The organism is Pseudomonas sp. S35 (assembly GCF_009866765.1).
Lineage (GTDB): Bacteria > Pseudomonadota > Gammaproteobacteria > Pseudomonadales > Pseudomonadaceae > Aquipseudomonas.
In genome coordinates this window covers 5,249,125-5,267,850 of record NZ_CP019431.1, presented here as the reverse complement: position 1 = coordinate 5,267,850, position 18,726 = coordinate 5,249,125, and the positions used below count along the sequence as shown (strand labels likewise).

Annotated in this window: 15 protein-coding genes; 5 read left to right on the top strand and 10 right to left on the bottom strand. The window is 62.0% G+C overall.

Going from position 1 to position 18,726, the window contains the following annotated elements; all coding sequences use genetic code 11:
* Positions 1-70 precede the first annotated feature (70 nt).
* Genes PspS35_RS23670 through PspS35_RS23660 form a run of 3 tightly spaced genes read right to left on the bottom strand, consistent with a single transcriptional unit; the run spans position 71 to position 3,706 of the window.
* Positions 71-1,168, bottom strand: a complete 1,098-nt coding sequence (locus tag PspS35_RS23670; protein ID WP_159938110.1) for a DUF1513 domain-containing protein — start codon at positions 1,166-1,168, stop codon at positions 71-73.
* Positions 1,169-1,170: 2 nt separating this feature from the next.
* Positions 1,171-2,235, bottom strand: a complete 1,065-nt coding sequence (locus PspS35_RS23665; RefSeq protein WP_159937023.1) for an imelysin family protein — start codon at positions 2,233-2,235, stop codon at positions 1,171-1,173.
* Positions 2,236-2,266: 31 nt separating this feature from the next.
* Positions 2,267-3,706: a di-heme oxidoredictase family protein gene (locus PspS35_RS23660; RefSeq protein WP_159937022.1), complete on the bottom strand. Its 1,440-nt coding sequence runs from the start codon at positions 3,704-3,706 to the stop codon at positions 2,267-2,269.
* A gap of 140 nt (positions 3,707-3,846) precedes the next feature.
* On the opposite strand from PspS35_RS23660, the gene PspS35_RS23655 reads away from it, so the two are divergent.
* The gene (locus PspS35_RS23655) at positions 3,847-4,410 is read left to right on the top strand and encodes an NAD(P)H nitroreductase (RefSeq protein WP_159937021.1); all 564 of its coding nucleotides are present in this window, start codon (positions 3,847-3,849) and stop codon (positions 4,408-4,410) included.
* Between the two features lie 49 nt (positions 4,411-4,459).
* On the opposite strand, the gene PspS35_RS23650 is transcribed toward PspS35_RS23655, so the two are convergent.
* The 7 genes from PspS35_RS23650 to gap form a co-directional block, all read right to left on the bottom strand.
* Positions 4,460-6,598 (bottom strand): methyl-accepting chemotaxis protein, encoded by a 2,139-nt coding sequence (locus tag PspS35_RS23650; RefSeq protein WP_159937020.1) that lies wholly within the window; start codon positions 6,596-6,598, stop codon positions 4,460-4,462.
* A gap of 136 nt (positions 6,599-6,734) precedes the next feature.
* Positions 6,735-7,136, bottom strand: a complete 402-nt coding sequence (locus tag PspS35_RS23645) for a YbaN family protein (protein WP_049711708.1) — start codon at positions 7,134-7,136, stop codon at positions 6,735-6,737.
* Positions 7,137-7,251: 115 nt separating this feature from the next.
* The gene (locus PspS35_RS23640; RefSeq protein ID WP_159937019.1) at positions 7,252-7,860 is read right to left on the bottom strand and encodes a biliverdin-producing heme oxygenase; all 609 of its coding nucleotides are present in this window, start codon (positions 7,858-7,860) and stop codon (positions 7,252-7,254) included.
* 133 nt (positions 7,861-7,993) lie between these two features.
* Positions 7,994-10,561, bottom strand: coding sequence for a TonB-dependent receptor (locus PspS35_RS23635; RefSeq protein WP_159937018.1), 2,568 nt, complete (start codon positions 10,559-10,561; stop codon positions 7,994-7,996).
* A 115-nt stretch (positions 10,562-10,676) separates the two neighbouring features.
* Positions 10,677-11,645 (bottom strand): FecR domain-containing protein, encoded by a 969-nt coding sequence (locus PspS35_RS23630; protein ID WP_159937017.1) that lies wholly within the window; start codon positions 11,643-11,645, stop codon positions 10,677-10,679.
* A gap of 74 nt (positions 11,646-11,719) precedes the next feature.
* A complete protein-coding gene (locus tag PspS35_RS23625; protein ID WP_122674402.1) occupies positions 11,720-12,238 on the bottom strand; it encodes a sigma-70 family RNA polymerase sigma factor in 519 nt (172 codons plus the stop codon).
* Positions 12,239-12,440: 202 nt separating this feature from the next.
* On the bottom strand, positions 12,441-13,442 hold the full coding sequence (gap, locus tag PspS35_RS23620) for a type I glyceraldehyde-3-phosphate dehydrogenase (RefSeq protein ID WP_032890857.1): 1,002 nt from the start codon (positions 13,440-13,442) through the stop codon (positions 12,441-12,443).
* A gap of 221 nt (positions 13,443-13,663) precedes the next feature.
* Between gap and edd the strand changes: the two genes are divergently transcribed.
* The 4 genes from edd (at position 13,664) to PspS35_RS23600 (ending at position 18,707) form a co-directional block, all read left to right on the top strand.
* On the top strand, positions 13,664-15,490 hold the full coding sequence (gene edd / locus PspS35_RS23615) for a phosphogluconate dehydratase (RefSeq protein WP_159937016.1): 1,827 nt from the start codon (positions 13,664-13,666) through the stop codon (positions 15,488-15,490).
* Positions 15,487-16,443, top strand: a complete 957-nt coding sequence (locus PspS35_RS23610; protein ID WP_159937015.1) for a glucokinase — start codon at positions 15,487-15,489, stop codon at positions 16,441-16,443. The genes edd and PspS35_RS23610 overlap by 4 nt, the downstream gene beginning before the upstream one ends.
* 70 nt (positions 16,444-16,513) lie before the next feature.
* Positions 16,514-17,248 carry a response regulator transcription factor gene (locus PspS35_RS23605; protein ID WP_159937014.1) on the top strand — a complete coding sequence of 245 codons (735 nt, stop codon included), beginning with the start codon at positions 16,514-16,516 and terminating at the stop codon, positions 17,246-17,248.
* The gene (locus tag PspS35_RS23600; RefSeq protein ID WP_159937013.1) at positions 17,238-18,707 is read left to right on the top strand and encodes an ATP-binding protein; all 1,470 of its coding nucleotides are present in this window, start codon (positions 17,238-17,240) and stop codon (positions 18,705-18,707) included. Before PspS35_RS23605 ends, PspS35_RS23600 begins: the two co-directional genes overlap by 11 nt.
* The last annotated feature ends 19 nt before the right edge of the window (positions 18,708-18,726 follow it).

Below are 18,726 nucleotides of genomic sequence, written 5' to 3'. Positions count from 1 at the left end.
CTAGCTGGTAGTCCTGACAGGTCAGAGCGAGGGAGACCGTTCCTACACACTATGTGGGAACGGCCTTCAGTCAGATCAGATGAAGATGGTTATCCCAGAGCCCCGCCGGCAATTCCAACGGTTTTGCTACCAGCTGTTTCTGGCGGCAATCGTAGAAACGGCAACGGCCCTGGCCTGATGTGACGACAAACCCATCCGCCACCGCACCGACGCCGGCGCAATCCGGCAACGGCCCATCCAGGCGCAGTTCGCCGCTGTCCATGTCCCAGATGAAGAAGCGATTGCCACGCGGCGCTGTCAAGGCAACCAGGCGTAACTCGCTGTGCACCGCGACGCTGGCGGTGTAGTGCCCCATCGCCTGTAACTGTTCATCGCCCACCGCAAACGCCACGAACGGCTGCCCCGGCCGCTTGATCGCCAGCAACTCGGAACGCTCCTGGGACGGCCCCATGAACTGCTGGCCGGTGAGGATGGTGCCATCGCTGGCGATGCCCATGTGGCGCACGCTGTTCATCTGCTGGGCGAGGGTTTCCTTGCTGATCAAGGTGCCGTCACGCTGCATCAGTACCAGGCTCGGCTCCATAGCGTTGAGGTTCATCTCCACACGGCTTTCGGCTTCGGTGCGAATGCCGCCGTTGGCCACGATCAACGTCTCGCCGTCGGGCATCCACGACACCTGGTGTGGGCCGATGCCGTGGGTGGATATTTCGCCGCTGTGCACCAGCCGCTCGCCTTCGAACTTGTACACACCGAGCAAGCCACGGCCGGGGTCGGACGTGTCGTTCTCGGTGGCGTACAGCCAGTCGCCGCTCTTGTGAATCACCGCATGCCCATAAAAGTGGCGGTAGGGCAGGGAGGTGATGGTTTGCAGCAACGCGCCATCACGCAGGTCGATCAGGTAACTCTCGGTGCCCGGGCGACGGGCGACGAACAGCGCAATCGGCAGGGTCGGGTGGTTGATGATGTCGTGGCAGCGTTGGCCGACCTGGGTCGCAAAGACCTGCTTGCCATCCAGGTGATAACCCACGGCGTAGTGCTTGCCGTCTGCATCATCGCGCGCCGACAGCAGCAGCGGGCCCTTGTCTTTTTGCTTGAACAGCGTCCAGCCACCCAGCGTGAGTGCGCTGAGCAGCACGCTGCCAACCGCCAAAGCCTGTCGCCTGAGCATCATCAGTCACCGTCGTTGGCGTTAAAGCCCAGTTGGATGCCCAGCGCCTTGGCCAGTTCGCCTTCGTGCAGACGGTGGACCACGTTGAGGCTGTCGTAGATGTCGTTGAGTTGCTGGCGCCCGGCGTCATCGTTCAACAGTTCGTTGAGGGTGCGCTGGTTGCTGGCGAACAGCTTCAGGGACGCGGCGTAGGCGGCGTCGATCTTGTCGGCCAATGGCTTCTGATCCGCCGGCAACAGGCCACGCAGGCCTTTGTTGTCGACGCCGACCCACACGGTCTGGGCCGCAGCGAGGCTGGCTTCCAGGCTTTGCAGGGACGACTGGCTGCGCCACGCATCGGCCTGGAACGGCTGCGGGATGCCCTTGGTCTGGCGCCCCATCGGCGTGCCGAGTTTTTTCTTCAGGCTGTCCAGGGCGGTCACTTGGACGCGCAGCAGGTCGGCGATGGCTTCGTGAGAATCGGCGTAGCGCTGGTTCGGAAACTTGGTCATCTGCGCCAACATGCCGTCGGTGCTGTTCCAGCTCGCCAGGATTTCTTCGGCGAGGGCTTTCTGACGGTCGCCGATGGCTACCAGCAGTGGGCAGTAACGGGCTTTGTTCCCATCCTCGGCGATGTCGGTCTTGGCGTCGTAGAGGATGTATTCGTAGGCCGACAGGCCTTGCACTACCACGCTGGACTTGGCCAGGGCGGCACCGTCGATCTGCGGCTGGCTGGTGACCAGTTGCTCGACCTGACGACCCACCAGGTTTTTCTTGTCCGGCCAGAACTGCACCTGCCATGCGCGGTTGCCCTCGGCCAGCGGGCCGATCAGCAGCGGTTGCAACTCGGCCCAGGCTTTTTGCGCGTGGAGGAAGTCGGCGCGGGCGGTGTCCAGGTTCTCTTTACCCTGGCAGTAGGCGAGGGCGCTGACGGCCAACTGACGGTCGGCTTCGACCCAGCGGCTGTAGGTCGGCAGGATCACTTGTTTGGCGATGGCCGCCGAGGTCACGGCTTGCGGGTCTTGTGGCGAGCAGGCGCCCAGGGCGAGGGCGGCCAGGCTGGTGAACAACAACTTGGGACGGAACATGTCGAGCTCCCTTCTGTAAGTGGGGCGAAGCTTATAAAGAATTCAGGAACGCCAGCAACGCAGCGCGCTGTTCGGCATTAAAGGACAACACATGCTGCTGCGCCGCTTGTGCCTCACCGCCATGCCAGAGCACGGCTTCCAGCAGGTTGCGGGCGCGGCCGTCATGCAAGAACTGGGTATGGCCACTCACGGTTTGCGTCAGGCCGATGCCCCACAACGGCGGCGTGCGCCAGTCGCGGCCCCCGGCCTTGAATTCGCTGCGGTTGTCGGCCAGGCCATCGCCCATGTCGTGCAGCAGCAAATCGCTGTAGGGACGGATCACTTGGTTGGCAAGCTCCGGTTCGGCAGCATTTGCGGCGGTGGTAAACGTCGGTTTGTGGCAACCCTGGCAACCGGCCTGGTAGAACAGGTTTTTCCCGGCCAGCACCTGCGGGTCATTGACCGCGCGGCGCACAGGCACGGCAAGGTTGCGGGTGTAGAACAGCACCAGGCGCAGGATGTTATCGCTGACTTCCGGCTCGCCATCGGCGCCATTGCCGTTGGGTGCCTGTTTGCAGGCCACTTGGGCATCTGTGCAGTCATCGAAGGGCCTCAGGGACGTAGTGAGGCCCATATCACCAGAAAATGCGTGAACATTTTGTTGATTGAGGTTGGGTTGCCCGGCTTTCCAGCCAAAACGCCCAAGCACGGTTTTTTGCTGGGCGTCATCCCAGACCTGATTTGGCCGGCCGACGATGGCTTCTTTATCGGCGGTTTTTGCCTCGGTGTTGCGCAGGATGTCTGCGTCACTGATTGCTTCGAGCAGGCCCAGGCCGATCATCGGCGGGGCGATGCGCGCGGAGAACAGGGTGTCGGGGTGCATCGGGCCATAGCCCAGTTGGGTGATCTGCAACTGCGGCTTGCGCAACTCGACGACAGTGCCGTCCTTGAACGTGACGTTTACCGGCGTGTAATGGACTCGCACCTTGCCTTCCGGCACCACGCCCGGCACCGCCATGTCTTGCAGTTGCCCGCCGTAGACGGGCTCGGGTACCACGCCCGCCTGCTCGATGAGCTTGGCGTAGGGGGCCTGCTCCTGGATAGGCAGGGGAATTGACAGGCGCACCAGCATCGACACCGCATTGGCCGCATCCGGCAGTGGCGGGTGGCCACGGCCGTCCTTGATATGGCAGTTCTGGCAGGCGTTGGTGTTGAACAGCGGGCCCAGGCCATCACGGGCGGTGGTGGTAGACGGCGCGATCACCCACGGGCTGCGAAAGAAGCTGTTGCCAACGCTGAAATCCAGGCGTCGGGTCGGCGACAGGTTGGCCGAGGGCAGGGAAAACGCGTTCTGGTCGCGCTTGTTCACCGTCGCCGCGCCGCCCGCCCGTGATTCACCTGGCTCTGCCTTGGTAAACCTGGGGGCGTCATCACACGCGGCCAGGCCCAGGGCCATGCACGCGACGGACAGACGGATAAGCGAACGGAACATCGGGTTTCCCGGACGAAGCTGAAAAATAAGGTCGCAAAGTCTAACAGGGCCAGGGGGAATGAATAAGAGCAATTATCGTTTGGTGGCATCCCGATTCATTCCCGCTAGAATGACTGCACATTTTTTTCTGGAGGTGGCCAATGCAGGCTCTCGACGCTTTGCTCAACCGTGTTTCCGTGCCGCGCCTGTTGGAACCGGCACCGACCCAGGAGCAGCGCGACGTGCTGTTCGCCACCGCCATGCGTGCGCCCGATCACGGCCAACTGCGCCCTTGGCGGTTCCTGACCGTTGAAGGCGCGGCCCGTGAGCAGATGGGTACGCTGCTGGCCGAGGCCGCACGCCTGCAAGACGCCGACGCCCCGCAAGCCGCTATCGACAAGGCCCGGAACGGCCCATTGCGCGCACCGCTGGTGGTGGTGGTGATTGCCCGTCTGCAGGAGCACTTCAAGGTGCCCAAGTCCGAGCAACTGTTGGCCGCGGCTTGTGCGGCCCACGGCATTCTGCTCGCGGCATACGCCCAGGGGATCGGCGCGGTGTGGCGTACTGGCGAATTGTCCTACTCGGCCCATGTGGCCAAAGGCTTGGGGCTGACGGCCGATGAGGAGGTGATTGGCTTCCTCTATTTGGGTACACCGCAGAACCCGCCGCGTACGGCGCCGAAGGAAGATATTGCGGCGTTCGTGCAGGCCTGGACCGGCCTCTAAGCATGTGGGAGGGGGCAAGCCCCCTCCCACATTTGACCGTTGGTGTGTCTTACACCTTGAACTGATCCATGAGTTTCATCTGTTGGCTGGCCAACGCATTGAGTTGGCTGCTGATAGCCGCCGACTCAGTAGCCTGGCCGGTCAGGGTTTCGGTCACGGTGCGGATCGCCGAGACGTTGCGATTGACCTCTTCGGCCACTGCGCTCTGTTGTTCGGCGGCGCTGGCGATTTGCAGGTTCATGTCGCTGATCACCGTCACGGCGTCGCTGATCTTGCCCAAGGCCTGCACGGCCTGATGGATCTGCCCGGCATTGCTCTGGGCCTGGCTTTGGCTTGAATGCATGGTCGCCACCACGCCACGGGTGCCGCTCTGGATGCGTTCGATCACCAGGCGGATTTCCTCCACCGAATCCTGGGTGCGTTTGGCCAGGTTGCGCACTTCATCGGCTACCACCGCAAACCCACGGCCGCTTTCGCCGGCGCGGGCGGCTTCGATCGCGGCGTTGAGCGCCAGCAGGTTGGTCTGCTCGGCGATGCTGCGGATCACTTCCAGCACTGAACCGATCTGCTCGCTGTTGACCGCCAGGGCTTCGACTTCGCCTACGGCTTTGCTGACTTCTTCGGCGAGGGTGGTGATGTCGCGGGTGCTCTGCTCGATGATCGACATGCCTTCACGCGCCGACTGGTCTGCACCGCGTGCCGCGCTGGCGGCATTGGAGGCGCTGTTGGCCACGTCGTGGGCGGTGGCGCTCATTTCGTTGGACGCCGTGGCCACTTGGTCGATTTCGCGGAACTGCACCTGCATGCCTTCGCTGGTCTGGCGGGCAATGGCCGACGACTGATCCGCCGTACCGCGCGCCTCGGTGATGCTTTGCTTGATCTGCGCGATGGTCGGTTGCAGCTTGTCGAGGAAGCGGTTGAACCAGTTCACCAGTTCGCCCAGTTCGTCTTTCTTGGCATACGCCAGCCGCTGGGTGAGGTCGCCGTCGCCGCTGGCGATGTCCTTGAGCATGGCGGCCACGCTGTTGATCGGGCGGGTCACGCCGGTGGCGGTCAGCCAGATCAGCAGCAGGCCGAGCAGCGCTGCGGTAGCCGCCACCAGCAACGCTTTGAGCGTGCCAGCCGCCTGGGCATCGTCGAGCACGGCTTGTAGCTTGACGTTATCGGCCAGCATCACGGCTTTTGGCAGCTTGATCACCACGCCCCAGGATTTGGCATCGCTGATTGGCTTGACCGGGTACACGGCGCGGATGGTGTCGCCCTGTTCGCGGATCATGCGGTTGTCACTGGCCAGCAGTTGCACGATTTCCTTGCCTTCGGCGCCAAGGGTATCGATCAGGTTCTTGCCGACCTTGGCCGGTTCGCCACTGTAGGCGGCGATCAAGCCGGTGCTGGAAAGAATCTCCAGGTGTGCCGCGCCGTTGAACAGGTCTTTCTGCGCCGCATCGGTGGCCGCTTGCAGGGCGGTGAGGGCGATGTCGACACCGACAATGCCAATGACCTTGCCGTCCACGATCAGTGGCAGGGAAATAGTGGTCATCAGCACGGGTTTGCCTGCCACCGTGTCTTCATACGGGTCCAGCAGGCAAGTGCTGCGGGTGTCCCGTGGGCAGGTGTACCAGATGTTGTAGGGCGTACCGCTGAGGTTGAGGGTGGTCTTGGTCAGGTCCTCTTCGACCATGATGGTATTCAGGCCTGCACCACCGGCCCGGCTCCAGTAGCTGGAGAAACGGCCTTTTTCGTTGGACACGCGCGCCTTGTCATCAATGAATTCGCTGTCCTTGCCATCCAGGCCGTTGGGCTCGAACGACAGCCAGATGCCCAGCACCTTGTTGTTGCGTTCGAACGCGGTTTTTACGCTCTGGTTGAGTTCTTCGCGCAGGGCGCCGGCATCCAGGGAGCGCTTGGTCGCGAGGTTGCGCAGGTCTTTGATCTGGTCGGCCAGGGCGGTCAACGCCACCTGGCTGTCGCCGAAGGTTTTCTGCAGTTGCACGGCCTGTTCGGCGGCCTTGGCTTGCAGCAGTTGTTCCACGCTGGCGGTGAGCATGCGCGAGCTTGAATCGCTGACCAACTGATCGTTCTGGTTGGTGTTGTAGATATTGATGCCGACCACCAGCGCTATCACGCCCAGTAGGCAGAGCCCGGAGAGCAGCACGATTTTCAAGCGGATAGAGAGGGTGTCGAACATAGGTTCACTCGCGAATGGACTTGTTGGAATGCACAGCACGGCCAAGTCCATTCAGCGCCATATCCGGAGCATCGGCGCGGTAGGAGGTTTCATGAGAGGGAGGCGATGAGCGGTAGGAAAATTCCTACACGCAGCGTTATACGGGCTGCGCAAGCCGTTCGGGACGTGACCAGATCCACAGGTTGCCCAGGCCCATCCCGGCAATCGCCAGGTAGATCGGCCAGCCATGGTCGAGCATCACCAGCATCAAGATGGCGCACAGCAGCATGCTCACGGTGGCGCTGACTTTGGCTCGACGGGCGATGATCTTGCCGTTGCGCCAGTTGGACAGGATCGGCCCGAACAGGCGGTGGTTTTCCAGCCAGGCACTGAGGCGTGGCGAGCTTTTGGTGGCAGCCCAGGCGGCCAGCAGGATGAATTCGGTGGTGGGCAAACCTGGTATGACAATCGCCACCAGTCCGATGCCCAGGCTGACATAGGCCAGTAGGCCGAACAGGATCTGCGCGATTTTCGAGGTGGATTGGGGTTTGCCGGTCATGGTGAAGCTTTTCTGGGGGAAAGGTTTACAAAAAAGTCCGAACTGAAATGCGATCAAAATGTGGGAGGGGCCTTGCCCCCCCCCCACATTTAAACCGCACTTCAATTGGGCGGGGTCAGGCCAGTTCTGGGGCTGTAGCGTACGCCTGTTCCAGCAACACGGTGAAGCGCACAAACGCATCCACCGCGCCTTTTTCTACCGCCGCTTCTTCTTCGGCACTGAATTCCAGGCCGTCGAGGGTGCGGGTAAAGCGCTTCCAGCCTTCGGCACGACCACCGGCCGGCTCACCCAGGTGACGGGCACCGAAGGTTTCGCTCAGGCCCAGACCCACGGCGCGCTTGATCAGGAACGCAGCGCCCAGCTTTGAGCCTTCGGACACGAACAGCCAGCCCAAGGCTTCGGCTTTGCTCGGGTTGCTCACGGCACCAGCGACCGGCGCTGGCACTTCGGTGTCCAGGTCGGCCAGGTCCAGTTTGGCGGCTTCTGCACGGCAGCGTTCGGCCAGGTCTGGGACGAGCTTGATCAGTTCGCCATCGTTGTACAGGGCCACCAGTTCCGACTGGAACAGGTACTGCGCCACGACGAAACGGGCAAAATTGGCCTGGGTTTCAAACGGGGCGTGGGCCTTGACCAAGGCGTCCAGCTTGGTGTGTGGCTCGTTGGTGATTTGGTTCAGGCGCTGGGAGCGCAGGCTTGGGCGTTCTGCGGTAGGAGAAGCGGTCATGAAAAATTCCTTGAGAGGGGAAGCGCCTTGTTGCCCTAAAGAGAGCTGTTATCAACTAGACGAACAAGCAGACGCGGCACAGTAAAAAATCCTCACCTCGCCGATGAAAATCGACGAGGTGGGGCAGGCGTTGTCAGATGTCCCAAATCACGTTGATAGCAAAGTTGCGGCCCGGCTGGGTCAGGCGGTCGATGTTGGCGGGAGCGGTCACGCCGGCTTCGCCGATGCTGTCGAAGCTGCGCACGTCATCCCAGTTCCAGTACTTCTTGTCGGTCAGGTTGTACACGCCGCCGTTGATGGTTACGTCGTTGGAAACCTTGTAGAACCCGGTCAGGTCAAGAATGCCGAAGCCTGGGGTCTTGAACGGTGCCTTGCTCGTGTCACCGTCTGGCGAGAAGAAGGTCGCGCTGTCGACGCGGTCTTGCTTCTTGACCAGGGTCCAACTGACCAATGCGCCATAGCTGTCCTGCTCGTAACCCAGGCCAAACACGCCCTTGAGCGGGTTGACGCTGTTGAGTGGTTCGCCAGTGTCCTCATTGCGACCGTAGGCATAGGCTGCCGAGCCCTGGGTATACAGGCCTTGTGGCGCACCAAAGGCGTCGAGGTTCAGGCGACCTTTGACTTCCACGCCCTTGATGGTGGCGCGCTTGATATTGCTGGCTTTGAACGCGGTACCCGTGGGGGCCAACAGCGCCGCGTCTTCGTTGATGAAGTCGTGGTACTTGTTGTAGAACACCGCCACGTCAAAGTTGCCCGACTCGAAGTTGCCACGAAGGCCGGTCTCGAAGCTCTTGCTGCTTTCCGGCTTGAGGTCCGAGTTGGGCTCTACCACATAACCTTGCTGGATATTTTCAAAACGGCCGTACAGGGCTTTGGCCGACGGGGTACGGAAGCCTTCGGCGTACTGGCCGAACCAGGTGTAGTTGTTGGTGAGGGCGTAGGTCAGGCCGAATTTCGGCGAGACGCGATGCCAGGTTTTCTCGCTGTCGTCGTGGTTGTAGATGCGGTTCGGGTCGGTGGCGTTGAGGAAATCCTCAGTCAGCTTGGGCTTGAGCTGGGTGTAGTCATAACGCACGCTGGGCAGGAAGGTCCATTTGCCCCAACTGATCTGGTCCTGGGCGAACAGGGCGTAGGTGTTGATGGTCGGGTCCGGGAAGTCGCTGGCGGGTACCACGATGTCACGAATGTTGGTGCTGGGCGCGCCGATTGCCGCGCAGCCGACGCTGACCGCCAGGCACGTTGCGCTGCCCGTGCGTGAGCCAGTGACTTTCGCCTGTTTGAGTGTGGTGCCGTAGGTCACCGCGTGATCGGTGTCGCCGATGGCAAAGGCCTTGTCCAACTGGGCGTCGAAGACCCATTGTTTTTCCTGGTAGAGCGTCTCCCGTTCGCGCCACAAGTTGCGCGCGCCCACATAGTGTTCGTTTGTGGTCTGGTCGGTCTTGGCGATCTGGTAATTGAGGCTGGTCTTGATGCGGTCGGCAATCGGCGACTCGAGGGCGAAGCTGTTTTCAATGGCGAAACGTTCACGGGTGATGGTGTCGTTGCCAGCGCGCGAGCGGTACAGGTTGGAGGACGGGCCCGCGTTGAACGGGCCGCCCACGGCGCTCTTCTGGTTGGTATCGCGGTCGTCCTTGTACTTCTCGTAGGTCAGGCCCAGGCGGTTGTCATCGCCATAGTTCCAGCCCAGCTTGGCCAGTACGTTGGTGGTGCGCGCGTCTTCCGGGTTGGCACCGGTGCGGTTCAGGCCGGTGGCGTTGTTGCCGTCGTAGGATTCGGTCTCGTGGCCGTTGCGCTGGCTCACGTGGAGCAAACCGTCGAAGTCCTGCACGCGGCCGGCAACCGTACCGGAGGTCAGCCAGCTCTCGTCGGCGGAGCTGTAGCCGGTTTTCAGGCGGGCGCCGACGTCCTTGCCAGGCTTGATGATGTCGTCGGGGTCGAGGGTGAAGTAGCTCACCGCACCGCCGATGGCGCTGCTGCCGTACAGGGCCGAAGCCGGGCCGCGCAGGATCTCGACGCGCTTGACGATCTCCGGGTCGACATAATTGCGACGGGTTTGCGCGTAAGGGCCGTTGGAGAAGTGATCCGGGACTTCAACGCCGTCGACTTGAGTGAGGATGCGGTCGCCGTCGATACCACGGATATTGAAGCCGGCGTTGCCGGAGCGCGTGCCGGCGCCCCCGACAGACACACCAGGCTCGTAACGCACCAGGTCACGGCTGTTGCCCACGTTCAGGCGGTCCAACTCCTGGCGTTCATGCACGCTGACAGTGCTCGGTACACGGCTGACATCCTGCTCGTTACGGGTGGCGCTGATGGTCACCTGTTGCAGGTTGAGGGTGCTGCCCGCCGCGCGCTTTTCCAGCACGATGTTGTTATTGCCCAGTTTGCGGTAGCTCAGGTTGGTCCCCACCAACAAGCGATCCAGGGCTTTTTCCGGCGACAGCGGGCCGCGTGCGCCGGGTGACGATACGCCCTGGCCCAGCTCTGCCGGCAGGCCGACTTGCCAGCCGGTCACCGCGGTAAAGGCGTTGAGCGCCGAGACCAGCGGCTGCTGCTCGATGCTGAAGTTGTAGTTGCCCTGGCTGCGCGAAACCGGTTCGGCGGCGGTGGCGGCCATGACCGGCACGCCGGCCAACAGGATGGCGGCGGTCAGCAAGGACAGGACGGGCGAAGAGGACCGGCGGTTGAAACGAGAGGACATCGAGAGCGCTCCGGGGTACGAATCTTATAGTTGCGAACCGAATCAAATAGGAATCAGTTGCATTGGCTAAGACGAGACGTACCGCCGGAGGCTATCGAGTAAAAATAATTCTCATTTAGTTCAGGATGACCAGCGCCGGGTATTCCGAGAGCTTGGCCGAGGTGATGTGTGCCAGGGAGCGCACCACGTCCAGGGGCTGGTCGAGGCGGTAATTGCCGGTAACCGCGACGCTGGCCAGTTGGTCGTTGGTGTTGACGATCCAGCCGGGGTAATAGCGGCGCAGTTCGGCAAGCACTTCGCTCATCGGGCAGTTTTCGAAAATCAGCCGACCCTGCACCCAGGCCAGCTCCTTGTTGGCATCCAGCTTGGCGGGTTGGCCGAAGCCTTTGGGGCCGATGCGGATACTCTCGCCGGCGCGCAGGCGCACACGGGCATCGTCGAAGGTGTTGCTCAGGTCCACATCGCCGCGCTGCACTTGCACCTGGGCCTCGCCATTGAGGTAGCGCACGGCGAAGGCGGTGTCGCGCACGCTGGCGCGCACCGGGCCGGCGTCGATTTGCAGAGGCAAGCCGGGGCTCGGCGTGACGTCGAAAAACGCTTCGCCCTGGTACAGGCGGGCGATGCGCTGGTGATCCTTGATGCTGCTGGAGAATGCCGAGTTGGTGTTCAGCAATACTTTTGAGCCATCGTCCAATTGCAGGCGCTGGCGTTCGCCGACCACGGTGAGGTGGTCGGCTTGCAGGCGCACCGGCAGGTTGCTGAAGCTGAGCAGGCCGATCAGCAGCACGGCGGCGGTGGCCAGCGGTTTCCAATGGGGTTTGATCCGCCGCCAGGCGCCGGGCTTGCGCGGCGCAGCCAGGGCCACTGCGGCGCTGTGCACCGGCGCGCCGCCCCAGGCGGCCTGGGCCTTGGCGAAGGCGTCGACGTGCGCGGGGTCACTGGCCAGCCAGGCTTCGAGTTCCGCCTGCTGCCCGGGTTGCGGGCACTGCAAGGCGATCAGCCAATCAAGAGCCTGGTCCATAGCCGTGTCTTGCAACACCTCATGAGCCAGCTCATGGGGGCGCAGTTTATTCGGGTCCGTCACGGTGTGCCTCGGGTCTTCGCCACGTTCTATTCATCTTTCCTAAAGCCTGGATCGACACTTCTGTCGGGTGCAGCTTAAGGCCGATCCAACCGTTCGGCCACACCTACGCAGATCGCCATGATCAATTTCAGTTCCTTTTGCACGGTGCTCAAGGACACGTCCAACTGGTCGGCAATCTCTTGGTAGCTGCACCCGTGCAGGCGGCTGAGGATGAAGATCTGCTGCTGGCGGGCGCTCAACTGGCCCAGGCTGACGCTCAGGTGCTCCAGCAATTGCTCGGCCTGGGTGGCATCTTCAGGGGTGCTGATGGGGGCGGCGACGCTTTGCAGGATGTCCAGCGGGACATCTTCCTGCAACGTGCGGGCCTGGATCCTACGTGAGCGCAGATGATCCAGCGCCAGATTGCGCGCGGTTTGGTAGACGAAGGGTTCGAGGTGATCGATCGGCCGCTCGCTGAGGGCCCGGGTGACGCGCAGGTAGGTTTCCTGCAACAGGTCCTCGGCGGTGCTGTGGTTATTGACCATCCGCTGCAAGGTGCGTAGCAGAATCACCCGTTGGGTGAGAAAGACTTGGTTGAAGCGAGATTGGCTCACAGGGGTACCAGACCGATTTGCAGTTAATGATAATGCTTATCATCAACGAAAATGGCAAGGGCCTATTTCTGCAGACTTTGCACTGGTCAAATGTGGGAGGGGGCTTGCCCCCGGTAGCGGTGTGTCAGTAAATACATTCATAACTGACCCAACGTCATCGGGGGCAAGCCCCGTCCCACATAAAGCTCATCGCACGACGGATTTACTCGGCGTTGCACAGCGCCAGGCAGTTATCCAGCATACGGTTCGAGAAGCCCCACTCGTTGTCATACCAGGCGAGTACTTTGAGCAACTTGCCACTGACCTTGGTGTGATTGGCGTCGAAGATCGACGACAACGGGTTGTGATTGAAGTCACTGGAAACCAGCGGCAAGGTGTTGTAGCCGAGGATCTTCGAGTGCTGGCTGGCTTCCTTGAGCAGCGCGTTGACTTCCTCTGCGGTGGCTTCTTTCTTCAGCGTCACGGTGAGGTCCACCAAGGACACGTTGATCACCGGCACGCGCACGGCCATGCCGGTCAGCTTGCCGGCCAGTTCCGGCAGCACCAGGCCTACTGCTTCGGCGGCGCCAGTCTTGCTCGGGATCATGTTCTGGGTGGCCGAGCGCGCGCGGTACGGGTCGGTGTGGTAGACGTCGGTCAGGTTCTGGTCGTTGGTGTAGGCGTGGATGGTGGTCATCAAGCCACTCTCGATGCCCAGTTCGCGGTGCAGCACCTGGGCGACCGGCGCCAGGCAGTTGGTGGTGCACGAGGCGTTGGAGATGATCTGGTGGGATTGGCGCAGAATGTCGTGGTTCACGCCGTACACCACAGTGGCGTCCGCGCCCTTGGCCGGTGCCGAGATGATCACCTTGCGCGCGCCAGCGGTAATATGGGCGGCGGCCTTGTCACGGTCGGTGAACAGACCGGTGCATTCGAACACCACATCGATCTTGTGTGCAGCCCAGGGCAGGTCGGCCGGGTTGCGAATGGCACTCACGGCAATCCGGTCACCATTGACGGTCAGGCTTTCCTGATCGTGGGCGACCTCTGCGTCGAATGTGCCATGTACGGTGTCGTATTTGAGCAGGTGGGCATTGATCGAACTGTCGCCCAGATCATTGATGGCGACGATCTGCAAATCCTGGCGGTAGCCTTGGGTATACAGTGCGCGCAGGACATTACGGCCAATACGGCCAAAACCATTGATTGCGATACGAAGAGTCATTGGAGAGTGCCTGTCGTCGATTTGTTGTAAGAATTACAAGATTATTCGCATAAAAATAGAAAACAAGCCTTTTTAGTGGCAATATTTTGTTCAATCTACAACGAGTGACCTGAATCAACTGGTCCGATGATTCAAACGACACCCTGCCATCCCATGAGCTGCGGGCGTTTGATCAGCATAGGAACGAGGGTCGCCACATCCGTTAGCCTGGAGTTCTACACATGCATCCCCGCGTTCTTGAGGTCACCGAACGGCTTATCGCCCGCAGCCGCGCCACCCGCGAGGCTTACCTTGCGCTCATTCGCGGCGCCGCCAGCGACGGTCCGATGCGCGGCAAGCTGCAATGCGCCAACTTCGCCCACGGCGTGGCCGGTTGCGGCACCGAAGACAAAAACAGCCTGCGCATGATGAATGCCGCCAACGTGGCAATTGTTTCCTCATATAACGACATGCTCTCGGCGCATCAGCCGTACGAACATTTCCCCGAACAAATCAAGAAAGCCCTGCGTGAAGTCGGCTCGGTCGGCCAGTTCGCCGGTGGCACCCCGGCCATGTGCGACGGCGTGACCCAGGGCGAGCCCGGCATGGAGCTGAGCCTGCTCAGCCGTGAAGTCATTGCCATGTCCACGGCGGTAGCGCTGTCCCACAACATGTTCGACGCGGCGTTGATGCTGGGCATCTGCGACAAGATCGTCCCCGGCCTGATGATGGGCGCGCTGCGCTACGGCCACCTGCCGATGATCTTCGTGCCGGGCGGCCCAATGCCATCGGGCATCTCCAACAAGCAGAAAGCCGATGTGCGCCAGCGCTACGCCGAAGGCAAGGCCAGCCGCGAAGAGCTGCTGGAGTCGGAGATGAAGTCCTACCACAGCCCCGGCACCTGCACCTTCTACGGCACCGCCAACACCAACCAGCTGTTGATGGAAGTGATGGGCCTGCACTTGCCGGGCGCTTCGTTCGTCAACCCGTACACGCCGCTGCGTGACGCACTGACCCGTGAGGCCGCGCATCAGGTCACGCGCCTGACCAAGGCCAACGGCAACTTCACGCCGATCGGCGAAATTGTCGACGAGAAATCCATCGTCAATTCCATCGTCGCCCTCAACGCCACCGGCGGCTCGACCAACCACACCCTGCACATGCCGGCCATCGCCATGTCTGCGGGCATCATCCTGACTTGGGACGATATGGCCGACCTCTCCGAGGTGGTGCCGACCCTGTCCCACGTGTATCCAAACGGCAAGGCCGACATCAACCACTTCCAGGCGGCGGGCGGCATGTCGTTCCTGATCCGTGAGCTGCTGGAAGCCGGCCTGCTCCACGAAGACGTCAACACCGTGGCCGGCAAGGGCCTGAGCCGCTACATCCAGGAGCCGTTCCTGGTCGACGGTGAGTTGGTCTGGCGCGACGGCCCTATCGAAAGCCTCGACGAAACCATCCTGCGCCCCGTGGCCCGTGCGTTCTCGCCCGAAGGTGGCTTGCGCGTGATGGAAGGCAACCTCGGCCGTGGCGTGATGAAAGTCTCCGCCGTGGCCCCGGAACATCAAATCGTCGAAGCACCAGCGGTGGTGTTCCAGGACCAGCAAGACCTGGCCGATGCATTCAAGGCCGGCCAGTTGGAAAAAGACTTCGTCGCGGTGATGCGCTTCCAGGGCCCGCGCTCCAACGGCATGCCCGAGTTGCACAAGATGACGCCGTTCCTCGGTGTGTTGCAGGACCGTGGTTTCAAGGTGGCCCTGGTGACAGACGGGCGTATGTCCGGCGCCTCGGGTAAGATCCCCGCCGCGATTCACGTCAACCCCGAAGCCCAGAGCGGCGGGCCGCTGGCGCGGGTACGCGATGGCGATATCATTCGTGTGGATGGCGTTACCGGCACCTTGGAGCTTAAGGTGGACGCCGAAGAATTTGCAGCGCGCACGCCTGCCACGGGCCTTCTGGGCAATAACGTGGGGGCCGGTCGCGAGCTGTTTGCATTTATGCGCTTGGCCGCAAGCTCCGCAGAGCAGGGCGCCAGCGCCTTTACCTCTGCCTTGGAGACGCTTAAGTGAAGTTAGCGCTGGTCGGTGATATCGGCGGTACCAACGCCCGTTTTGCAGTGTGGCGCGATTCGGCGCTGCACTCGATCCGTGTGCATGCCACGGCGGATTACCCAAGCCCTGAAGAGGCGATCAAGGTCTACCTGAAGGAAGAAGGCCTGGAAATCGGCGACATCGGCGCGGTATGCCTGTCGGTGGCCGGGCCGGTGAGCGGCGATGAATTCAAGTTCACCAACAATCACTGGCGCTTGAGCAAGACGGCGTTCTGCAAGACCTTGCAGGTGGATGAACTGCTGCTGGTCAATGATTTCTCGGCCATGGCCCTGGGCATGACCCGCCTGCAACCCGATGAATTTCGCGTGGTGTGCGAGGGCACGCCGGAGCCGTTGCGCCCGGCGGTGGTGATCGGGCCGGGCACTGGCCTGGGCGTCGGCACGTTGCTGGACCTCGGCGCGGGTCGCTACGCGGCATTGCCGGGGGAGGGCGGCCACGTCGACCTGCCCCTGAGCAGCCCGCGGGAAACCCAGCTGTGGCAACACATCTACAACGAAATTGGCCACGTCAGCGCTGAAACGGCGTTGAGTGGCGGCGGCTTGCCGCGTCTGTACCGGGCGATTTGCGCGGTCGACGGCCACACGCCGGTGCTGGACACGCCCGAAGCGATCACCGCAGCAGGCCTGGCCGGTGACCCGGTGGCGATGGAAGTATTGGAACAGTTCAGCATCTGGCTGGGCCGGGTGGCCGGTAACAACGTGCTGACCACTGGCGGTCGCGGTGGCGTGTACATCGTGGGCGGTGTGATACCGAGGTTTGCCGACTTCTTTATCCACAGCGGTTTCGCCAGGAGCTTCGCGGACAAAGGCTGCATGAGCGACTACTTCAACGGCATTCCGGTGTGGTTGGTGACCGCGCCGTATTCCGGGTTGACCGGGGCTGGCGTGGCATTGGAACAGGCATTTGCTTAGGCCGTGATGACCTCATCGACTTGCCCCCGATAAGGCCATCAAGAACACCCATAACAACAAGGAGGACCCCGTGAGCGTAATCAGTAAATCGATTCTCCTCGTCGACGACGACCAGGAAATCCGCGAATTGCTGCAAACCTACCTCAGTCGCGCCGGCTTCCAGGTGCGTGGCGTGCCGGATGGCGCGGGGTTCCGCCAGGCGATGAGCGAGGCGCCGTGCGACCTGGTCATCCTCGATGTGATGTTGCCGGATGAAGACGGCTTCAGCCTCTGCCGCTGGATCCGCCAGCACCCGCGCCAGGCGCAGGTGCCGATCATCATGCTCACCGCCAGTTCCGACGAAGCCGACCGTGTGATCGGCCTGGAGCTGGGCGCCGATGACTACATCGGCAAGCCGTTCAGCCCTCGCGAGTTGCAGGCGCGGATCAAGGCCCTGTTGCGTCGCTGCCAGTTCGGCCAGGAACGCACCGGGGGTGGCGACGTGTTGGTGTTCGACGAGTGGCGCCTGGACATGATCAGTCACCGGCTGTTCCACGTGGACGGTGAGGAAGTGATCCTCTCCGGCGCCGACTTTGCCCTGCTCAAATTGTTTCTCGATCATCCTCAACAAATTCTCGACCGCGATACCATTGGCAACGCCACCCGCGGTCGTGACCTGATGCCCTTGGACCGTATCGTCGACATGGCCGTGAGCCGCCTGCGCCAGCGCCTGCGGGACACCGAGAAACCCCCGCGGTTGATCCGCACCGTGCGCGGCAGTGGCTATCAACTGGCAGCCAGCGTGGTTGCCGGCAATGCCCACTGAGCCTGTGAGCGAACGCCGCCGGCGTTTTCCGGTACCGCGCTCGTTGCTGGGGCGCATGCTGTTGCTGACCTTGCTTGCGGTGTTGTTCGCCCAGGCGCTGTCGAGCGTGATCTGGGTCTCGCAGTTGCGTGCCACCCAGCTCGAAGGCCTGGTCACCAGCGCCCGCAGCCTGGCGCACTCGATGACCGCCAGCGTGAGTTACTTCCGGTCGTTGCCAGTGGCCTATCGCCCCTTGGTCCTCGACCAGTTGCGCAGCATGGGTGGCACGCGGTTTGTAGTGACCCTCAATGATCGCCCGCTGGACATGCAAGTGTTGCCCGAAACCCCGCGCAAGCAGGCGGTGCTGGTGGCTGTGGACGAAGTGCTGCGCCAGACCCTGGGCGCCGACGTGCATATCTCGGTGGAGTTCGTCGGCGCCGAAGACCTGCGCATCTTCAACGCTGGCCTCAAGCTCGACGAGCTGCCGCGCTCCTGGGCTCATTACGCGTTGACCTTGGAACCGGTGAACCCGCCGGTATTGGTGACCCAGATCCAGCTCGCCCCTGGCGAATGGTTGTACATCGCCTCATTGTTGCCCGAGCCCTACACCAGCCTCGAAGAGCAAGGCCTGCCATCCCAGCAGGTGTGGTTTATCGTGCTGACCAGCGGTTTTCTACTGTTGTTTATCGGCTTGCTGGTGCACTGGCAGAGTCGGCCCCTCAAGCGCCTGGCACGGGCGGCGCGGGATATGTCCCTGGGCGCCGATGTCGAGCCGGTGGCCGAAGGTGGCGGCAGTGAAGTGGTGGAAGTGGGCCGCGCGTTCAATGCCATGCGCGAGCGCATCAGCCGCTACCTGACTGAGCGCAGCCAGCTGTTCAGCGCTATTTCCCACGACCTGCGCACCCCGATCACCCGTCTGCGCCTGCGCGTGGAACTGCTGGAAGACGAGAATCTGCAAACCAAGTTCGGTCGCGACCTGGATGAGCTGGAGCTGCTGGTGAAGGGCGCGTTGCAGTGTGTGAAAGACACCGATATCCACGAAAACATCCAGCCGGTCGACCTCAACCATGTGCTTGAATGTTTGGTGGAGCCTTACGTGGCGCCCAACGGCAACGGCCGTGTGACCCTGGATGGCGCTGCCCTGGCGACTTATCCAGGCAAGCCGCTGGCGCTCAAGCGCTGCATTGGCAACCTGATCGACAACGCTTTGAAGTACGGGCAGAACGCGCATTTGCACATCAAGGATGATGGCGCGGAGTTTGTCCTGCATGTGGATGACGAAGGCCCGGGCGTGCCCGAGCAACGTCTTGAGCAAGTCTTCGAACCGCACTTCCGCCTGGCCGGGCAGCAGCAGGGTTATGGCTTGGGCTTGGGGATTGCGCGCAATATTGCCCATAGCCACGGTGGTGAAGTGAGTTTGCAGAATCTGCGCGAGGGCGGGTTGCGCGTTACCTTGCAACTGCCTCGCACCTTGGACTGACAAACACTGAAGATCAAAA

Excerpts from the sequence above, each read along its gene's own strand:
- gap (WP_032890857.1), bottom strand. The coding sequence starts at position 13,442 with ATGACTCTTCGTATCGCAATCAATGGTTTTGGCCGTATTGGCCGTAAT.
- PspS35_RS23640 (WP_159937019.1), bottom strand. The coding sequence starts at position 7,860 with ATGACCGCTTCTCCTACCGCAGAACGCCCAAGCCTGCGCTCCCAGCGC.
- edd (WP_159937016.1), top strand. The coding sequence starts at position 13,664 with ATGCATCCCCGCGTTCTTGAGGTCACCGAACGGCTTATCGCCCGCAGC.
- PspS35_RS23635 (WP_159937018.1), bottom strand. The coding sequence starts at position 10,561 with ATGTCCTCTCGTTTCAACCGCCGGTCCTCTTCGCCCGTCCTGTCCTTG.
- PspS35_RS23660 (WP_159937022.1), bottom strand. The coding sequence starts at position 3,706 with ATGTTCCGTTCGCTTATCCGTCTGTCCGTCGCGTGCATGGCCCTGGGC.
- PspS35_RS23645 (WP_049711708.1), bottom strand. The coding sequence starts at position 7,136 with ATGACCGGCAAACCCCAATCCACCTCGAAAATCGCGCAGATCCTGTTC.
- PspS35_RS23665 (WP_159937023.1), bottom strand. The coding sequence starts at position 2,235 with ATGTTCCGTCCCAAGTTGTTGTTCACCAGCCTGGCCGCCCTCGCCCTG.
- PspS35_RS23650 (WP_159937020.1), bottom strand. The coding sequence starts at position 6,598 with ATGTTCGACACCCTCTCTATCCGCTTGAAAATCGTGCTGCTCTCCGGG.
- PspS35_RS23655 (WP_159937021.1), top strand. The coding sequence starts at position 3,847 with ATGCAGGCTCTCGACGCTTTGCTCAACCGTGTTTCCGTGCCGCGCCTG.
- PspS35_RS23600 (WP_159937013.1), top strand. The coding sequence starts at position 17,238 with ATGCCCACTGAGCCTGTGAGCGAACGCCGCCGGCGTTTTCCGGTACCG.
- PspS35_RS23670 (WP_159938110.1), bottom strand. The coding sequence starts at position 1,168 with ATGCTCAGGCGACAGGCTTTGGCGGTTGGCAGCGTGCTGCTCAGCGCA.